At 42.4% G+C, this 17,189-nt stretch carries 17 protein-coding genes; 6 read left to right on the forward strand and 11 right to left on the reverse strand.

Annotated elements, in window-relative coordinates:
• Positions 1 to 578: 578 nt before the first annotated feature.
• Positions 579 to 1,454: an arginase family protein gene (locus tag CKY02_RS19260; RefSeq protein WP_112896540.1), complete on the reverse strand. Its 876-nt coding sequence runs from the start codon at positions 1,452 to 1,454 to the stop codon at positions 579 to 581.
• Positions 1,455 to 1,741: 287 nt separating this feature from the next.
• Between CKY02_RS19260 and CKY02_RS19265 the strand changes: the two genes are divergently transcribed.
• Complete coding sequence (locus CKY02_RS19265; RefSeq protein ID WP_112896541.1) at positions 1,742 to 3,757, forward strand: LTA synthase family protein; 2,016 nt, start codon at positions 1,742 to 1,744, stop codon at positions 3,755 to 3,757.
• A gap of 66 nt (positions 3,758 to 3,823) precedes the next feature.
• Here CKY02_RS19265 and malG read toward each other — a convergent pair whose 3' ends face one another.
• The 3 genes from malG to malE all read right to left on the reverse strand — a co-directional run bounded on the left by malG (position 3,824) and on the right by malE (position 7,602).
• The gene (gene malG / locus CKY02_RS19270) at positions 3,824 to 4,714 is read right to left on the reverse strand and encodes a maltose ABC transporter permease MalG (protein ID WP_112896542.1); all 891 of its coding nucleotides are present in this window, start codon (positions 4,712 to 4,714) and stop codon (positions 3,824 to 3,826) included.
• A gap of 10 nt (positions 4,715 to 4,724) precedes the next feature.
• The gene (gene malF, locus CKY02_RS19275) at positions 4,725 to 6,281 is read right to left on the reverse strand and encodes a maltose ABC transporter permease MalF (RefSeq protein WP_112896543.1); all 1,557 of its coding nucleotides are present in this window, start codon (positions 6,279 to 6,281) and stop codon (positions 4,725 to 4,727) included.
• A gap of 121 nt (positions 6,282 to 6,402) precedes the next feature.
• The gene (gene malE / locus CKY02_RS19280; protein ID WP_112896544.1) at positions 6,403 to 7,602 is read right to left on the reverse strand and encodes a maltose/maltodextrin ABC transporter substrate-binding protein MalE; all 1,200 of its coding nucleotides are present in this window, start codon (positions 7,600 to 7,602) and stop codon (positions 6,403 to 6,405) included.
• Positions 7,603 to 7,980: 378 nt separating this feature from the next.
• Between malE and malK the strand changes: the two genes are divergently transcribed.
• From malK to CKY02_RS19305, 5 genes are all read left to right on the forward strand, one after another.
• On the forward strand, positions 7,981 to 9,090 hold the full coding sequence (gene malK, locus CKY02_RS19285; protein WP_112879315.1) for a maltose/maltodextrin ABC transporter ATP-binding protein MalK: 1,110 nt from the start codon (positions 7,981 to 7,983) through the stop codon (positions 9,088 to 9,090).
• Positions 9,091 to 9,126: 36 nt separating this feature from the next.
• Positions 9,127 to 10,413, forward strand: coding sequence for a maltoporin (locus CKY02_RS19290; protein ID WP_112896545.1), 1,287 nt, complete (start codon positions 9,127 to 9,129; stop codon positions 10,411 to 10,413).
• Between the two features lie 255 nt (positions 10,414 to 10,668).
• Positions 10,669 to 11,586 (forward strand): maltose operon protein MalM, encoded by a 918-nt coding sequence (malM, locus tag CKY02_RS19295; protein ID WP_112896546.1) that lies wholly within the window; start codon positions 10,669 to 10,671, stop codon positions 11,584 to 11,586.
• A 187-nt stretch (positions 11,587 to 11,773) separates the two neighbouring features.
• The gene (abiEi, locus tag CKY02_RS19300; protein WP_112896560.1) at positions 11,774 to 12,307 is read left to right on the forward strand and encodes a type IV toxin-antitoxin system AbiEi family antitoxin; all 534 of its coding nucleotides are present in this window, start codon (positions 11,774 to 11,776) and stop codon (positions 12,305 to 12,307) included.
• Positions 12,300 to 13,220 (forward strand): nucleotidyl transferase AbiEii/AbiGii toxin family protein, encoded by a 921-nt coding sequence (locus CKY02_RS19305; protein ID WP_112896547.1) that lies wholly within the window; start codon positions 12,300 to 12,302, stop codon positions 13,218 to 13,220. The genes abiEi and CKY02_RS19305 overlap by 8 nt, the downstream gene beginning before the upstream one ends.
• Before the next feature lie 33 nt (positions 13,221 to 13,253).
• On the opposite strand, the gene CKY02_RS19310 is transcribed toward CKY02_RS19305, so the two are convergent.
• The 7 genes from CKY02_RS19310 to CKY02_RS19340 all read right to left on the reverse strand — a co-directional run bounded on the left by CKY02_RS19310 (position 13,254) and on the right by CKY02_RS19340 (position 16,980).
• Positions 13,254 to 13,457: a hypothetical protein gene (locus tag CKY02_RS19310; protein WP_112896548.1), complete on the reverse strand. Its 204-nt coding sequence runs from the start codon at positions 13,455 to 13,457 to the stop codon at positions 13,254 to 13,256.
• A gap of 72 nt (positions 13,458 to 13,529) precedes the next feature.
• Positions 13,530 to 14,609 carry a lipopolysaccharide 1,6-galactosyltransferase gene (waaB, locus tag CKY02_RS19315; protein ID WP_112896549.1) on the reverse strand — a complete coding sequence of 360 codons (1,080 nt, stop codon included), beginning with the start codon at positions 14,607 to 14,609 and terminating at the stop codon, positions 13,530 to 13,532.
• A gap of 10 nt (positions 14,610 to 14,619) precedes the next feature.
• A complete protein-coding gene (locus tag CKY02_RS19320) occupies positions 14,620 to 14,973 on the reverse strand; it encodes a hypothetical protein (RefSeq protein WP_240002093.1) in 354 nt (117 codons plus the stop codon).
• Positions 14,964 to 15,224 (reverse strand): hypothetical protein, encoded by a 261-nt coding sequence (locus CKY02_RS25910; RefSeq protein WP_240002094.1) that lies wholly within the window; start codon positions 15,222 to 15,224, stop codon positions 14,964 to 14,966. Before CKY02_RS25910 ends, CKY02_RS19320 begins: the two co-directional genes overlap by 10 nt.
• Before the next feature lie 116 nt (positions 15,225 to 15,340).
• Positions 15,341 to 15,649, reverse strand: coding sequence for a PIG-L family deacetylase (locus CKY02_RS25915; RefSeq protein ID WP_240002095.1), 309 nt, complete (start codon positions 15,647 to 15,649; stop codon positions 15,341 to 15,343).
• A 1-nt stretch (position 15,650) separates the two neighbouring features.
• The gene (locus CKY02_RS19335) at positions 15,651 to 16,397 is read right to left on the reverse strand and encodes a hypothetical protein (RefSeq protein WP_112896550.1); all 747 of its coding nucleotides are present in this window, start codon (positions 16,395 to 16,397) and stop codon (positions 15,651 to 15,653) included.
• 10 nt (positions 16,398 to 16,407) lie between these two features.
• On the reverse strand, positions 16,408 to 16,980 hold the full coding sequence (locus CKY02_RS19340) for a nucleotidyl transferase family protein (RefSeq protein ID WP_240002096.1): 573 nt from the start codon (positions 16,978 to 16,980) through the stop codon (positions 16,408 to 16,410).
• Positions 16,981 to 17,189: the final 209 nt, after the last annotated feature.

Here is a 17,189-nt window from a genome sequence, read left to right on the forward strand (position 1 = left end):
CCATCATTTAATACGTGGCGTTAGAGAGAACAACAGACCGCTTCCAGCTGAGTAGGATGGAGTGGAGACAAATAACAGAGAATTTCGCTCTCTAAATTTTATGACCATAAGATCACGATATTTATCATATGAACATAAAAAAATGTGATAAATATCACATAAAATAGCTAATTAATCGCCATCCATGTATGGAGTGAATAAAAATCACTGTGAATTTTCACCTGATACGGAGGAAATATAAAACCCCAAAAGCATCGAGATATTAATCCGGTATATTGGAGCTGGTGATAAATAAGCTTTCATCAATGGCAGTACACGCATTTTTTCATTCCAGGCCGTTGTTATAACGAAAACGCCTTCATGAACTCTTTCACATATTTAAGTCACTGCCACATTTTGCTGCCCCTTTAAAGCACCAGTCCGCGCCGATTTTGGGGTTAAGGTCAATATTCACTTCGATGACCTTTCGTATAAGACCGCCAATATTGACCCCAGATTAAGCTGGGGTTTTTACCTTTATTTGCAACCGGACGTGAGAATCCTTCCCTGCGTCATCACAAAACAACTCGATATTTCAACTAATCTGAACGCCCTATTAAAGGAAGCTGTTCAAGCATATCTTTAAGATTCATAGCATCCCAAGGAAGGTGTTCTGCAATCCCAAGCCCAACAACTTTAGCCCGAGAGGCTGCCTTTTGGATAAGAGCCAGCACATCGGGAATGTTAAGTTTACCTTTAGCGATACCACCAAAATCATGCTCACCGGCACCCGGACGAGCAAACAATATGGAACGGAAGTTATGTTCATCCAGTACATCCAAATCAATGTGAATTGCCAGACATTCGATTTTTTCTTCTTCAATCCATTTCATCACCGACTCGCCTCCCGCTCTGACATCATCCGGAGAACAGGTTCTGATTGCGTTATCAGCAATGAACTTTTTCTCATATTCCAGCGGGCTGTGTATTCCTGCGATCATGACTCTTCGGGAAGATACTGGGCAAGCCACGGTGGTTGTCAGATCGGGATCGCCATTGCCCATCAGTGCGCCAAGAACATGAGCGTGAGCATTCTGAAATTGAGCAGGAGTCATAACATCAGGATGCGAATCAATCCACAGTATCCCTAGCTTCTCCCCCCAGCGCTCACTCAGCCAGGCAAAAGGGGCGAGATCGACAAGACAGTCACCACCAAACGTGACGATATTATCTGGCTTATATTCATGAATAATTTCCCAGACGCTGTTAAGCTGAACTTTAAGTGCTTCCCTGCCGATGATGCCATTTTCCACAGAGAGGGGAGCGGCTGGTTCCTGAATGGGTACATGAATAACAGGTGCATCCGTTTCCGGTGCAAGCCAGTTCAGCATTTCCGCACCAAATTTGTATGCCGGGTTATTTCCCCCCTGCCACTGTGGCATAACCAGCCTGATAGTATTTGAACAGTCACTCATTACGATACTCCTTTGCATATATGTAAAGTGTATTCAAAATCAGCTAAGCTGACGCCTCATCGACACTCCTTTCCCGCCTTATGTCGGTTGGAGTGCCTTTTAGAGGTAAAGATGGTTTGTAGTCTGAACCATCTTTCAACCTCTATCTGACCAATAACTACTCTACTGCAAAAAATAGCAAATAAAATAACCTAATGGGATAGGCAGTAAATTGCTGAATGAGATAGGATCTTGACCTGATAAATACTAAATTAACCTTATCAATCTATTACCAATAAGAAGGCATTATGTGGTTTTCCAGATTTAAACTGGCTTTTATCGCACTTTTACTTCCCTGGTTGCTAACGGTAGCAACACAAACGGCGGGAAGAATCTATCTTCTCTTAACTTATGGCAGTTATCAGCTCTTCATTGACTCTACTCAAGACGTGGAACGAATGTTCTGGATCGGTGGATTGTTTGATATTCGTATTGCCAGTTTGCTGTTTGTGCCTTGTCTGCTGATTGCTAGCTTATTTGCCATTAATAAAAACAGCTTCAACATATGGCAACATGCCTATCCATGGTTGGCAACAACACTCAATACCGTAGTCGGGGCTTTGACGGTAAGTAATGTTTACTACTATGCCACTTATGAACGGTCGTTCGATATTTTCATCTTCGGCTTAGTGGAAGATGATACGCAAGCCGTACTGTACACCCTATGGAACGACTATCCTGTTATCGAAAGTTTGCTCTGTTTAGCTCTGTATGCAGTGACTGTTTTCTGGCTCTGTCTACTCTGGCAACGCTACCTTATCTCACGCACAGAGCGCAAAACCAGTCTGCCGGTTTCTGCTATCGCGACGCTGGTTATTTTAACTGTCTGTTTCGTTGGCATGCGTGGCTCCATAGGTACCTTTCCACTACGTCAGTCCAATACACAAGTTTCAGAAGTCAAAATGCTTAATATGCTGACACCTAATGGTCCAATGGCACTGAATTGGGCGTTTAATGATCATTACAAAAACAGCTACTTCCCAGAAGCAACAGATGCACAAGGTAGCTGGTTATTAAACCATTTTCTGGAGAAGCCAACCCCTGCCAATCTGTCACCGTTTATGGCTAAAACCGCCGATAATCCCACTGCTCAAAAAAATCCGCCTCACGTAATATTTAACGTCATGGAGAGTATGGGTTATCACCTACAAAGCTTGGATCGCCCAGACCTTGATGTTTTTGGCGCTCTACGCCAGCACTGGCAAAACGACTGGCGTTTTGAACGTTTCGTTTCCGAAGGAGATGGCACTATTGACAGTTTAAGCCGTTTCTTGATCCGCAGCCCAAACAGCGCAGTCAGTCAATCCACAGCGCAGGATCTCGATTTCACCAGCAATATGTTCAAACCCTATCTGGCGAATGGTTACAAAATCATCTTCGTCACATCCGGTAACGGAGCATGGCGTAATTTGAATCAGTTCTTGCCAAACTTGGGCGTTAGTGAATTTATCGATCAGAATGGGCTGAAAAAACGCTATCCAGAAGCCCAATTTGGTACTTGGGGTGTGCCTGATGAGTTCATGTTCCGTTATATTAAAGATCGCCTGATTCAGGCAGAAAAGAACGGGGAACATGTTCTGATTATGTCATTGTCCACTACCCATCACCCACCGTATAAATCGCCGGCAGGTTATCAGAAAACCGACATCAAGCTGAGTGATATCGAGAAACAACGTTTAAGTCATTTGGCTAGTGGTAATGAGTTACAAGAGGTTTTTCATACCCTGCGTTACGCCAACGATCAATTAGGACAATTTATTAGTTGGGTAAAATCTCAGTCATTGGCTTCCCATACCATTATTGCGGCAACCGGTGACCATAATATTCGAGGCATCAGTTATCCAGATGCTCATGAATTGGCAATCGGCCACGGTGTACCGTTTTATCTCTACGTGCCGCCCGCTTATCGCCAAAACGCAATCTTTGATGCTACCAGAGTCGGCAGTCATAAAGACATTTGGCCAACGCTCTACCATTTGAGCTTGTCACATACAGCTTACTACCGTACCGGCTGTAATTTATTGGCTGAACATCTGGACCCTATCTGGTGTCAAGGATATAACCCGGAAGTCACTATTACACCGCAAGGAGCTTATATCATGATAGGCAAAGGTGAATTTCGACCGTGGGCAAATCAAACAGGATTATTACTCGGTGAACCCCAGCCAATGACAGCAGACCAAACCAAACAGTTCCAACGTTGGCAGGTATTTACCGATCTCCTGTCATGGCAATTAAATCGTCAAGTTCACCACCAGCAATAATTGATACTTCCGTGAATCCCTTTAATTTCAATCTATTAAAGGGATTCACACCAATGAATATTGCGATTAGCCTTTTACTCCCCCGGCGGTCAAACCACTGACCAACCAGCGCTGAGCAACCAGGAATACGATGGTAATAGGGAGTGCTGAGAGCACAGCGGCGGCGGCAAAATCTCCCCAAAGATAGTTCTGTGGGTTAAGGTACTGCTGCATGCCCACCGCCAAAGTGTAATTGTTCACATCTCTCAGAAGCAGTGAGGCAACAGGCACTTCCGTAATCACACCGATGAAGGAAAGAATGAACACTACCGCCAGAATCGGCACGGAAAGCGGTAGCAGCACCATACGGAAAGCTTGCCACGGTGTCGCGCCATCAAGCGCGGCCGCCTCTTCCAAGGAACCATCAATGGTTTCGAAATAACCTTTAATCGTCCAGACATGCAACGCAATGCCCCCCAGGTAGGCAAAAATCACACCACCGTGGGTATTAAGGCCGATAAACGGTATATACTCCCCCAGTCGATCAAACAAGGCATATAGCGCCACCAAGGAAAGTACCGCCGGGAACATCTGAAAAATGAGCATGCCTTTCAGTAAGGTACTTTTACCGCGAAAACGCATACGGGCAAAAGCATAAGCACAGGTCGTTGATAATGTCACGATACCTACAGCGGTAATAAAGGCAACCTTAACAGAGTTCCAGAGCCATAGCATAACCGGGAAAGGTGGCGGTGTAACACGACCATCCGGTGACACCACACTGTAACCAAGTGCCAATTTCCAATGCTCCCAAGAGATGCTTTCCGGGATCAAACTCCCCGTGGCAAAGTTCCCCGGCCGCAAGGAGATAGTAATAACCATCAACAGTGGGAATAAGATCATGGCAATAAAGGTTAACATCAATAAATGTGTCGCCAACAAACGCCATTTCTGTGATTTGGGTTGAACCATCGCCATTGCATTCCCCTTAGTCAAATTTAATACGGGTGGCTTTCAGGTTAATAACCGCCAGTGCACCAACCAACAAAAAGATCACTGTAGCAATTGCCGCTGCCAAGCCAAAGTCCTGGCCACTACTGCCGTCGAAAGCAATACGGTAGGTGTAACTTACCAGTAAATCGGTATAGCCTGCCGGCGTCGTGGTGCCAATGCGATCTGGCCCACCAAGGGTTAACAACTGAATCAGCACAAAGTTGTTAAAGTTAAAGGCAAAACTGGCAATCATCAGCGGCGTTAATGGCTTAATCAGCAAGGGGAAGGTAATCTTAAAAAAGTTCTGAAACGGTCCTGCGCCATCCATTGCCGATGCTTCATACAGATCATCGGGTATTGCCTTCAATAACCCCATGCAGAGGATCATCATGTAGGGATACCCAAGCCAGGTATTCACCACAATCAACATGGTTCGCGCCATCGTCGGATCGGTAAACCAAGCAGGTTTAAGACCGAATAGACCGTTAAGCAACAGATTGATCTCACCAAAACTTTGGTTAAATAACCCCTTGAAAATCAAAATAGAAATAAACGATGGTACTGCATAGGGTAAGACCAACAACACGCGATAAATAGCACGACCTTTCAACGCCTCCCACTGTACGATACAAGCCAAAACCATGCCAACAGCAACTGTCAGCACCACGGTGAGCAGGGAAAACACAACCGTCCAAACGAAAATAGCGAGGAATGGTTTCTGAATACCTTCATCCTGTATCACCCGCAGGAAATTTTTCCAGCCGATGGCAACAGTAAATCCTGGCGTCAAAGTCTCATTTCCCCATTTTCCCTCAGCATTGACAGACTGATAGAAACCGGTATCGGTATTGGGGCGATATAGCGTGCCAGTTTGATTATCGGTGAGGGCTTTACCATCTTCCCCAAGAGAGTATTTAGGATGTACACCAGAGAATTGACGTAGCGAACTCATTTTCAGTTGGCTACCATCCGGTAAAACAGCAACCAACCGGTTCAGTGCCTGTCGATTTTGGGTGATAGTGCGCAATGTCGCCGCTTCACCGTGCTGAATATTATCCTGTTCATATAAATGCAGAATCGTCTCTTTCGTCGCTGACAAAGAAAATGGCTCTGATACCAGTTGTTTAGTCTGGTCCGGTACGCTCAGCGCCAAAACCCACAGCTCCGATTTTGGATAGAGCTTAAAAGTCAATGCTTGCCCTGACTGATACTGACGACTCATCAGGACAGATTGTGCGCGTTCAAAAGTCAGTTGATTAATACTACTATAGTTGGTGAAGGCGATAGCAATGGTGCAAATGAGCGGAAACAGTACAAACAATCCCATTCCTGCTACACCCGGATAGGTATAGCGCCAGGCATAAGTATTGCGGTTGGAAAAAACATAAATCCCTGTACTTAACAATACCAACGTCAGCATTGCGAATAGATACTCTCCCTGTGAGTACATCAATACCACCAGATAACCGGTAAAGAGTACACACAAGCTCACTGCAAACCATTTCAGAGCAGAATGCTGCCACCATGATGTTTTTTCGAGCGTCGCTGACATAATGCTCTTCCTTTTTACTACGACATAACAGCTTTGCGGATAGCTTAATCAATCTTCCTGCAAACAGGCATCCTTACTGGTTGCAGGAAAGAGAACTCCTTCAAAAAAGAGTTCTCACAGGTTACTTAGTTATACGGGTTTCCGCATCACTTAGTGCGGCATCAACGGTCTGACGGCCAGCCAACGCATTAACCACAGCGTTGCGCATGGCATACCAAAAACCACTCATTTGTGAGACGTTTGGCATGATTTCGCCGTTTTTAGCATTTTCCATCGTAGCAGCAATACGTGGGTCCTTAGCCAGAATATCGTGATAGGATTTCAATGACACTGCCCCCAACGGCTTATCCCGATTCACCATCTCCAGACCTTCGTTAGTCAGCAAGTAGTTTTCCAAGAACTCCTTCGCTAGCTCTTTATTCGGGCTGGCAGTATTGATACCTGCCGTCAATACACCGACAAACGGCTTGGACGGATGACCTTTAAAAGTCGGCAACAACGCCACACCGTAATTTACCTTGCTCTTGTCGATATTGGCCCACGCCCACGGACCGTTGATGGTCATCGCCGTTTCACCTTTGTTGAACGCCGCCTCAGCAATGGAATAGTCAGTATCTACATTTAGATGCTTATTTCTCACCAAATCTATAATGAAACGCAGCCCTGCTTTGGAACCCGCATTATTCACTCCGACGTTCTTCACATCATATGCGCCGTTTTCCATCTTGAAAGCATATCCTCCGTCCGCAGCAATCAACGGCCAAGAGAAATATGGCTCTTGCAGATTAAACATAATGGCACTTTTGCCTTTGCTCTTCAGTTCCTTATCCAGAGCCGGGATCTCTTCCCAGGTTTTTGGTGGTGTCTTCACCAAATCTTTATTGTAGATAAGAGAGAGGGCTTCAACCGCGATAGGATAACCAACCAGTTTACCGTCGTAGCGCACGGCATCCCAGGTAAACGGGAATAGCTTATCTTTGAAGCTCTGATCCGGCGTGATTTCTGTCACCAGACCAGACTGTGCGTAACCGCCAAAGCGATCATGAGCCCAGAAAATAATATCCGGCCCATCGCCGGTTGCCGCAACCTGTGAATACTTCTCTGCAAGCTTGTCTGGATGCTCAACCGTAACATTGACACCCGTGTCTTTCTCAAACTTCTCACCAACTTGTGCCAGGCCATTGTAGCCTTTATCACCGTTGATCCAGATAACTAGCTTACCTTCCTCAATTTTTGCAAAAGCAGAGGCAGAAAGTACCAGTGAGGCTAAAGCAGAAAGCGCTAAGGTACGGGCGCCTACTTTTAAGGTTGTTTTTATCATCATTCCGTCCTTATAGTTTAAGTAGGTTCAGAGTGAACTGTTTTGTTACATTGGCGGAGAGTGCTGATCTAGTGTGCAATTAACAATGGAAAGACTCATCCTCCCCTACTCTACTCCCTGCCCGGAATGGGTGTGATCTCTATTACAAAAACAGAAGAAGCGTGCCGTTGACCACAAAAAGGGGCATCTTTTTTTGCGATAAATATCACAATTTATCCAGTAGCTCATACCTAACCAGCTCAACAACGCTTATTTCATCCTCCTAGCTCCTCCCCCATAAAAAACTTGGGTATGGAGGATTTACTCACCCGCCATCTTAAACACACTCTGGTTTATCATTTTTCACCGCGAATTGCGGTGATAAGTCCGGGGGAACACATGTCGAGCGTCACATTACATAATGTATCGAAGGCTTATGGTGAAACTATTATTTCCAAGAACATCAACCTTGAGATACAAGAAGGCGAATTCATCGTTTTTGTCGGTCCATCGGGATGTGGAAAATCGACAATATTAAGGATGATTGCGGGTCTGGAAGATGTGACTTCCGGTGATTTGCTGATCAATAACATTCGAATGAACGATGTGCCTCCCGCCAAACGCGGCGTTGGGATGGTTTTTCAGTCTTATGCCCTGTATCCCCACCTGTCTGTTGCAGACAATATGTCATTCGGCATGAAGCTGGCTGGTGCCAAAAAAAGTGATATTCAGCAACGGGTAAAGCAAATTGCCGAGATGCTCCAACTCGCTCACCTGCTTGATCGCCGCCCTAAAGCCCTATCCGGTGGGCAACGTCAACGCGTTGCTATTGGCCGTACTCTGGTCGCTGAACCCAGTGTTTTTCTGTTAGACGAACCTCTTTCCAACCTGGATGCCGCGCTGCGGGTCCAAATGCGCATTGAAATCTCACGCCTGCACAAACGATTGCAACGTACGATGATTTATGTCACCCACGATCAGGTTGAAGCGATGACGCTGGCCGACAGAATCGTGGTGCTGGATGGTGGAGATGTTGCCCAGATTGGCAAACCTCTTGAACTTTACCATTACCCAGTTAATCGCTTTGTTGCCAGCTTTATTGGTTCACCCAAAATGAATTTCCTGCCAGTTAAAGTCACGGCTACCGCTATTGATCAGGTACAGATTACTCTGCCCAACCAACAGCAAATCTGGCTGCCCGTAGAAAGCAAGGGGGTAAAAGTAGGCAGTAATGTCTCTCTAGGGATACGTCCTGAACACCTCCTGCCAAGTGATATCGCTGATGTCACGTTGGAAGGCATAGTGCAGGTTGTCGAGCAGTTAGGCAATGAAACCCAGGTTCACATTGAAATCCCGGCCATTCATCAAAATCTGGTTTACCGCCAACCTGATGTTGTGCTGGTGGAAGAAGGGTCCACCTTCACCATCGGGCTACCCCCTCACCGCTGCCATTTATTCCGGGAAGACGGAACGGCATGCCAACGTCTGCATGAAGAACCCGGTGTTTAAGCCTGAGCTAATCAAAAAACGACAGGAGAATAATTGATGAAATCAATGCGTATATTACCTATCTCACTAACCATTATGGCCGGATTACTGTCTATTCAAGCGTCAGCCGTAGAATTCCACGGCTACGCCCGTTCTGGTATTGGTTGGACCGGTAGCGGCGGTGAGCAACAGTGTTTCCAAAGCACCGGCGCACAAAGCAAATACCGTTTAGGTAATGAATGTGAAACCTATGCTGAGCTTAAGCTAGGCCAAGAGCTATGGAAGGATGGCAATAAGAGTTTCTACTTCGATACCAATGTGGCTTATTCCGTGGCGCAAAAAAATGATTGGGAATCCACCGACCCTGCGTTCCGTGAGGTGAATGTTCAAGCGAAGAACGTCATCGACTGGTTACCCGGTTCAACATTGTGGGCAGGTAAACGCTTCTACCAGCGCCATGACGTGCATATGATTGACTTCTACTACTGGGATATCTCTGGTCCGGGGGCGGGCTTGCAAGATATTGATCTCGGCTTTAGTAAGCTCTCTCTGGCCGTCACCCGTAACACTGAATCTGGTGGCTCTTATGGCTGGATTGCTGGTCAGCGCAAAGAAATTCCCACCTCCAATGATGTCTACGATATACGTCTATCCGGCTTGGAGGTTAACCCAGGCGGTAATCTGGAACTTGGTTTTGACTATGGGCGTGCCAATGCACGAGACCACTACCAGCTTGACCGTCATGCTTCCAAAGATGGTTTCATGTTTACCGCCGAGCATACACAGAGCATGTTAGGAGGCTTCAATAAATTCGTCGTGCAATATGCTATAGATTCCATGACCTCCCACAATAGCGGTCATTCTGAAGGTGCCAGCGTAAACAATGACGGTTATATGCTACGTATTCTGAATCATGGCGCGATTAATCTCGCAGAAAAATGGGATCTCATGTACGTAGCGATGTATCAGGATACTGACCGTGACAACAACAATGGCAACACATGGTATACGGTTGGTGTACGTCCAATGTACAAATGGACACCGACGATGAGCACTCTGCTGGACATTGGCTATGATAACGTCAAATCCCAACGTACTCATGACACCAATGATCAGTACAAAATCACTCTAGCCCAACAATGGCAGGCAGGTGACAGCATTTGGTCGCGTCCGGCCATTCGCCTGTTCGTCACTTATGCAAAATGGGATGAAAAATGGGGTAATGCGAACAAAAAAGACGGTTACATCGATGGAATGGCCTACCGTGATACCGCAACGCATAAATTCAGCCGTGGTGACGATGATGAATTTACCTTTGGTGCCCAATTCGAAGCTTGGTGGTAATACAGTTATACTCTATGGATTTCAAGATGCATCGCGACGGCAAGGGAGCGAATCCCCGGGAGCATAGATAACGATGTGACCGGGGTGAGTGAGTGCAGCCAACAAAGAGGCAACTTGAAAGATGACGGGTATATACCCATAACGATTTGACCTCAGATCAATCAGATTATTTGTAATGGTTAACGCCTTTTGGACTGATATGCCTCTTGACCGTGGGTATCAGTCTCTTTTTTTTCAACCGAACAAGGGTAAGAGATGAAAACCAAACTGCTCTCATTTTGTCTTAGTGCTTTACTCTGTAGCGCAGCTCCTCTGATAAGCTATGCAACACCTATCACTACAACAACTCAAACAACCACGACACAGGATATTGTTGCCCCTTCCCTCTCGATAACAGCATTGCAAAAACTGAGCTGGCAACCGATTAATACCAGTGATACTCAGACCATTATCCTCAATGCCACGTCACAGCATCTTAATGAGGGAGATATTCAGGGGCCGATAGCGGCATTCGCGCTGCCGGCAAACCAAGGCTCTCTGGATATTACCCTGAGTAGCTTAGTACAAGATAAACAAGTTTACGTACCAAATGTTTTAGTACTGGATCAAGGGTTACGCCCCGCAGCATTTTACCCGAGCAGTTATTTTCCCTATGAACGTCCGGGTGTCATGTCCACCGATCGGCTGGAAGGCAAGCTAAAACTGACACCAGCACTAGGGCAACAACAAATTTATATACTGGTCTACACCACCCGTACCGATTTGCAGAAATCCACACAAATGATTGATCCCGCCAAAGCTTACGCTCAAGGCGTCGGTAATGCCGTTCCCGAGATTCCCGATCCCGTTGCCCGCCATACGCAAACCGGCACGTTGAAGTTAAAAGTAAAATCAGAACAAAACGCCGGCAACATCACGATTGGTCAAGTTTTTTCAAGTCCGGCACAAGAACCGATCATTGTCGGGCCAACACAAACCACCGTAACACCACCTATTCCGCAAAAAGTCAAACCGGTCCTGAATGATACAGAGCGTTATTTCAGTGATGCCATTAAAAAAGAAATTAATAATGGCAATATCGATAAGGCACTTAAATTGCTGGATGAAGCGGAACGCCTTGGATCTGCAACTGCACGAGAAACGTTTATCAATAGTGTCAAAAACAAGGGGTAAACCATATAGTCAGTGACATTAATTTATTCAATGCAAAACAAATGCTCTCCAAAGAGGAGGGCATCAGGTTTAACTCCTTTTTACACACATCCCCGGAAATGGGGTTTTTATGTATACAAATAATTGTTATGATAAATATCTATACACAAAACACCCTTTAAAGGGGTTTTACAGTAGAGAAAATAAAATGGATAGACTCACAGCAATTAACAAATTAGATGAGTTCAGCAAAATGGGAAGAGCCATTTTCCTTTTACAGGATTTGGAAGTCATCTTTGCTGACGAGACTTCTCGGACATTGCAAAAATCTATTGATCGCCTCATCAAAGCCGGACTGTTACTTCGCATTACCAAAGGGGTTTATGTCTATACGCGAGCCAGCATGGGAAGCTATCCCCTGGAGACTATCGCCAAAAATATCCGACGAGGCGAATATAATTACATCAGCCTAGAGTCAGCTTTATCTCAATATGGGTTCATCTCACAAATCCCAATCGACCGCCTGACAATCATGTCTACTGGCAGAGCTGGAGAGTTTAAAACACCGTGGGGAGTCATTGAAGTCACCCACACCAGCAGAGAGCCTAGCGAAATTCTGAAGGCAACGTTAGAAAGCCGTGGCCCCCTGCGTATCGCAAAAAAAGAGACTGCTCTGCGTGACCAAAAAAGAGTGGGGAGGAATATGCATTTAGTTCAACTGGAGGAGCTCAACTATGTCTAACCAAGTTAACTTTAACGCCATTGTCGATGAAGTCATTGAACAGGACAGACTGGCAAACTTAAGGCCAGTTGTAGAAAAAGAACTGTTGCATTATGACATCCTGTTTTGTCTTTCTAAGGACGGTTTACTCAAGGAGATTACCTTTCAGGGTGGTACATCGCTAAGGCTCTGCTACGGCTCTAACCGATTTAGCGAAGATCTGGATTTTGCTGGTGGCCGTGGTTTCTGTTCGGCTGATTTGAGTAGAATCAAAGAGTGTATCGAGAAATACCTGGGTGTACGATATGGGCTTGAGGTCACGGTAAAGGAACCAAATGAACTACGAAACAAACCGGAGTATGCAGAAGTAAAAGTGGATAAATGGCAAATATCCGTCACTACTGCGCCTGAACGTAAAGACCTGCCAAAACAGCGCATAAAAATAGAAATCGCCAATATTCCTGCGTATACAAACACCCCCCGTTCATTGACGAGAAATTATTCGGTGTTACCCGACGGATATGCTGATGTCCTTGTGTCTGTCGAAACCCTGCCTGAAATCATGGCCGATAAGCTGATAGCATTCCCTGCTGCTACATCTCACATTCGATACCGCGATATGTGGGATTTATTATGGTTAAGCCAGCAAAATACAACACCAGACATAGAACTCATTAAAAGAAAAGTATCAGATTATCAGCTTGATAACTTTGAAGAATTGCTTCAAGCCAGAATCGACTCGATTGAAATTATTGTTGCTTCTGGTCACTTTCACAACGAGATGAGACGATTTATACCCGCACCTATATACGACAGAAGTGTAGGACAAGAGGCATTTTCCACCTATTTGACGACGAGCCTAAAAGCGTTGTTAACCACTGTGAAGAAGAGCCTGTATTCTTCAGGAGACAACACCGTTCCATTCAAGTTATAACGATTACATGTATTTTATGGCGGCTCTGGCACCCTAGATTAAAATACCGCATTGCTGCCACTGAGCCGTTTGCGATGAATGCGACTTAAGGGTTTCTTCTATTTCCTCTGTTTGTTGAATCAGTATCAGCCAGTCTTCATAGAGTTGTTTCAAAACCCTACGTGCAATGGCAGTTAATCCATTATTTACATCCTCAAGTGCTTCAGGCAGCGGAGCGTTGCGGAAAAACGATGCCATATTCTGCTGCCAATCCTCCGATTTGACTAGAGATAGATAGCAATGCGTTTTTGAACTAATAACTGTCGTACATTAGATCTGAGCTAATACAGGTAAAGCTTTAGTGATTCTTAACAGGAAATTATCTTCGTAAAGAAAGGCAATAGAATTTTTTATTGCTTGATGATCCCTTATTTTACATTCATCAATAATGAGTTGTAATTTTTTAGATAATTCAAGAATACTACCTGATTTATAAAGTTCACCATTAAAATCATTGATAATATCACTCGGGCCACATTGACAATCTGAACTTATACAATAGATACCATAAGATATTGCTTCCGCTAATACCATACCAAACCCTTCATATTTTGATGTTAAAATAAAAGCCGATATTTCTTTTATATTATCCATCACAAATTCCCAAGGCTGATCTTGCCAACCGTGCCAAATAATATTGTTATTTATATTGAGTTGTGAAGATAATTCTTTCAAATAACCCTCATCTTCACCAGAACCTACTATATGTAACTCCCAATGACCATGCAATTGTGAAAGAGCTAAAAGTAGTTCAGTTAAATTTTTTGACTTATAGGCAAGAATTCTTCCAACATATAAGAATCTGACTATGTGTTTTGGTTGAGGAATTATAAAGGGATTCCTCTTGATAGGATTGAAAATAAGATGAAGCTTCTCTGTTTTTATTCCAAAGGATAACATTTGATCTCTTAAACCAGAACTGATAACAAGGTGCTCGTCGGCACAGCATAAATCTTTAATTTTCTGTGGGGTAGGATTTCTAATGGAAGTCTGCAGCCAAGAATAAGTTTTTACCGGGAAATTAATCTTTTCACAAGAAAGTCGAGCAATATTACAAGATGTTGTGTCTAAACTTATTAGAATCTCGGGGTGAAATGTTTCTAATATCAAGGACAGTTCACATGCTATATCCTGGCGAGATTCGTCATTGCTTGACGCTAAGGAGATACATTGAGCATTAGATAACCAATCACGATTTTCAATTCTATTTGTCTTATTTAGAGATATGAAAATGAAATCAATTTCAATGTTGGAACGGCCAATCAAATCTATTAAATTTGAACATACCGTTTCTACTCCACCATATCCATTCAAGAAAAGATCATGGTATATTATGAATATTTTTTTCATTACAAATCCTTTATTGAATTAACCAAAAACGCTCTTGCACCTTTATTTCATTAATAGTTAGATGATATTTCTCCAATGAAATTAAAATATTTGATTTATTATCAAACAGAGGTTCTAATTGAGATTCATAAAATAAGATGTTTTGCAATTTTTCTTTCAAATCAATATCCACCAATATAGCATGTTTATCAAATTTATTATTTCTTAATAAAGCATTTTCCAAACTATCGGGGTTAATAACAGGGTATTCACCTAAAACATAAGGAAAATCTTCATAAAGTAATATTTTTAACTTATGTGAGCCTTTTATATTATTTACAAGATTATTTATTATGATGTGATCTACATGTCGACCTATTCCCAAAGGGGCATATACCCGTCATCTTTCAAGTTGCCTCTTTGTTGGCTGCACTCACTCACCCCGGTCACATAGTTATCTATGCTCCCGGGGATTCGCTCCCTTGCCGCCGCGATGCATCTTGAAATCCATAAGGTATAAATATAATCAGGTTGATAATTTAATAATGTTTTGTCGATGAGATCTTGAGCCATATCGGATGCATCATCTGATTTATGTATCTGGCCACTATAAATCATGGCGGAATTTTTATACATAGGTTCACCGTATTGATCGGTTCTGTAAATGCAATCTAAAATTTTACCATGTATTGGAATCGCTGATAATTTATTGCAAAAAGCAATATCCTCATTAACTCGCTTTGAATAAAGTTTTATAAATGAATATACCCGTCATCTTTCAAGTTGCCTCTTTGTTGGCTGCACTCACTCACCCCGGTCACATAGTTATCTATGCTCCCGGGGATTCGCTCCCTTGCCGCCGCGATGCATCTTGAAATCCATAGGGTATACATATTATCATTATGTGCAGAGTGTGAATAATGAGATGTAATATTTTCGTCATATTCAGTAAAAAATGTTAAAACAACCACCTTTTGATTTTCTGAAACTAATTTATGTATTAAACCGCCTGCGCTTAAAGCCACATCATCTAAATGAGGTGATAGAAATAGATGTATCATTTTAAATCCCCATGCAAAAGTTATTATATTTTATTTCCATAAGTACTATATAAATAGCGGCTAAATCAATGCGTATCCCACCCCTGTTTTTTATAAAATCTGAGTTGTCAATATTTGGCTTTTCTTGGAATTGAACTCTTTCATCATGGGCATAAAATTCTTTCATTATATCAAACCAGCTAGCATGGATTCTCTTTGCTGCAACTTCTATTACGCTGTCACTGTGGCCTAATATTGTCATTAAATCAGAAAAAATAGCATCATTCGTAGAAAGTAAGCTCTCATAATTAAAATTGTCAGACACAATATTATCATCATATAAATAAGTATCTTTTATTACTTCCGATATAATACTCAGATCACTCTTTATTAACCTTTTCTCAAACTTCTTTTCTTTTTCAGTGAATGCTTGATAAGGTTTTAAAAAATTAACTTGTAAGTTGTACTCAATTTCAAGTTTTGTTATTGAATCTTGCATAGCAGTTTTATTATCGACTAAATATTTTGCACACCATAAATCGTGTATGCAAGAGGAAAGAATATCTAAGTTATCATCCTGTTCCAAGAACATACATATTTCAGAAAATAATTTAATTTGTGAGCTATTTAACTGGCAATGTAAAGTTCTATGGCTAGGATTAAATATAAATGAAGCTTGCTTTAATCTTCTCTGAATTTCTTTGGTTAAGTATATTGAATTTAAATTGATTTTGCTATCCAGCAGTTTTTTATTATTTTCTTTACTCATGTCCCATCTCCTATTCCTTGTTCATTAACCTTATTTCTGTTGATGATATATCTAAGCGAAATAGCTTTTCTGGAATAGATTCAAATAGAAATTGATGTTCCTTTCTAATATTCATCAAATCATCAATTGTATGATATTTATTATTAAAAAAACGTCCAGCCACCAGAAATCTACAATCATTATTCTTAATTGTCATAAGAGATTTTTTTAATCCTTCCTCACCTCCATAATAAATAGGATTATTAATTTCTTGACATAAATCAGCGCCAATGACAAAAATTGCCCCCTGGTAAATATGCGATTTTTCAGTAAAAATTTTAGCGTCACTTAAAACTATATCACCTTTCCCCTTAAATTGTCTTATCCTCTCGAAAATTTCATCGGTTGAAATGGTAAGTTTTACCGCATTCTTGATTGACAGTTCATAATAGGGTTTTCTTTTAGTCATCGCTGTAGCGATTTCTTTTAATTCTTCATGGCCTTTATGAAGTGGATTAAAAGAACCAGATAAAATTAAAGTATCTTTCCAGTCTATGTTTGTATTGTTAAAATCTCCGTTTCTATCAATATGTATATAATTCAATTTACCACTCATTAAATCGATTAGATAACGCTCATTCTTGTTAGGTATATTCGTCTATATTCTCATATGCTATTGTTATTAATTAAATTTATATCACTTCCTTATAAACCCATATATTTCTTAAGTCCTATTATTGTATTATTTACCAATAGTGATTAATGACATATTTTCATTCTTTTGAAATAAATATCAAATTAATTTTCCTAGTA

The organism is Photorhabdus bodei (assembly GCF_003287735.1).
Classification (GTDB): domain Bacteria; phylum Pseudomonadota; class Gammaproteobacteria; order Enterobacterales; family Enterobacteriaceae; genus Photorhabdus; species Photorhabdus kayaii.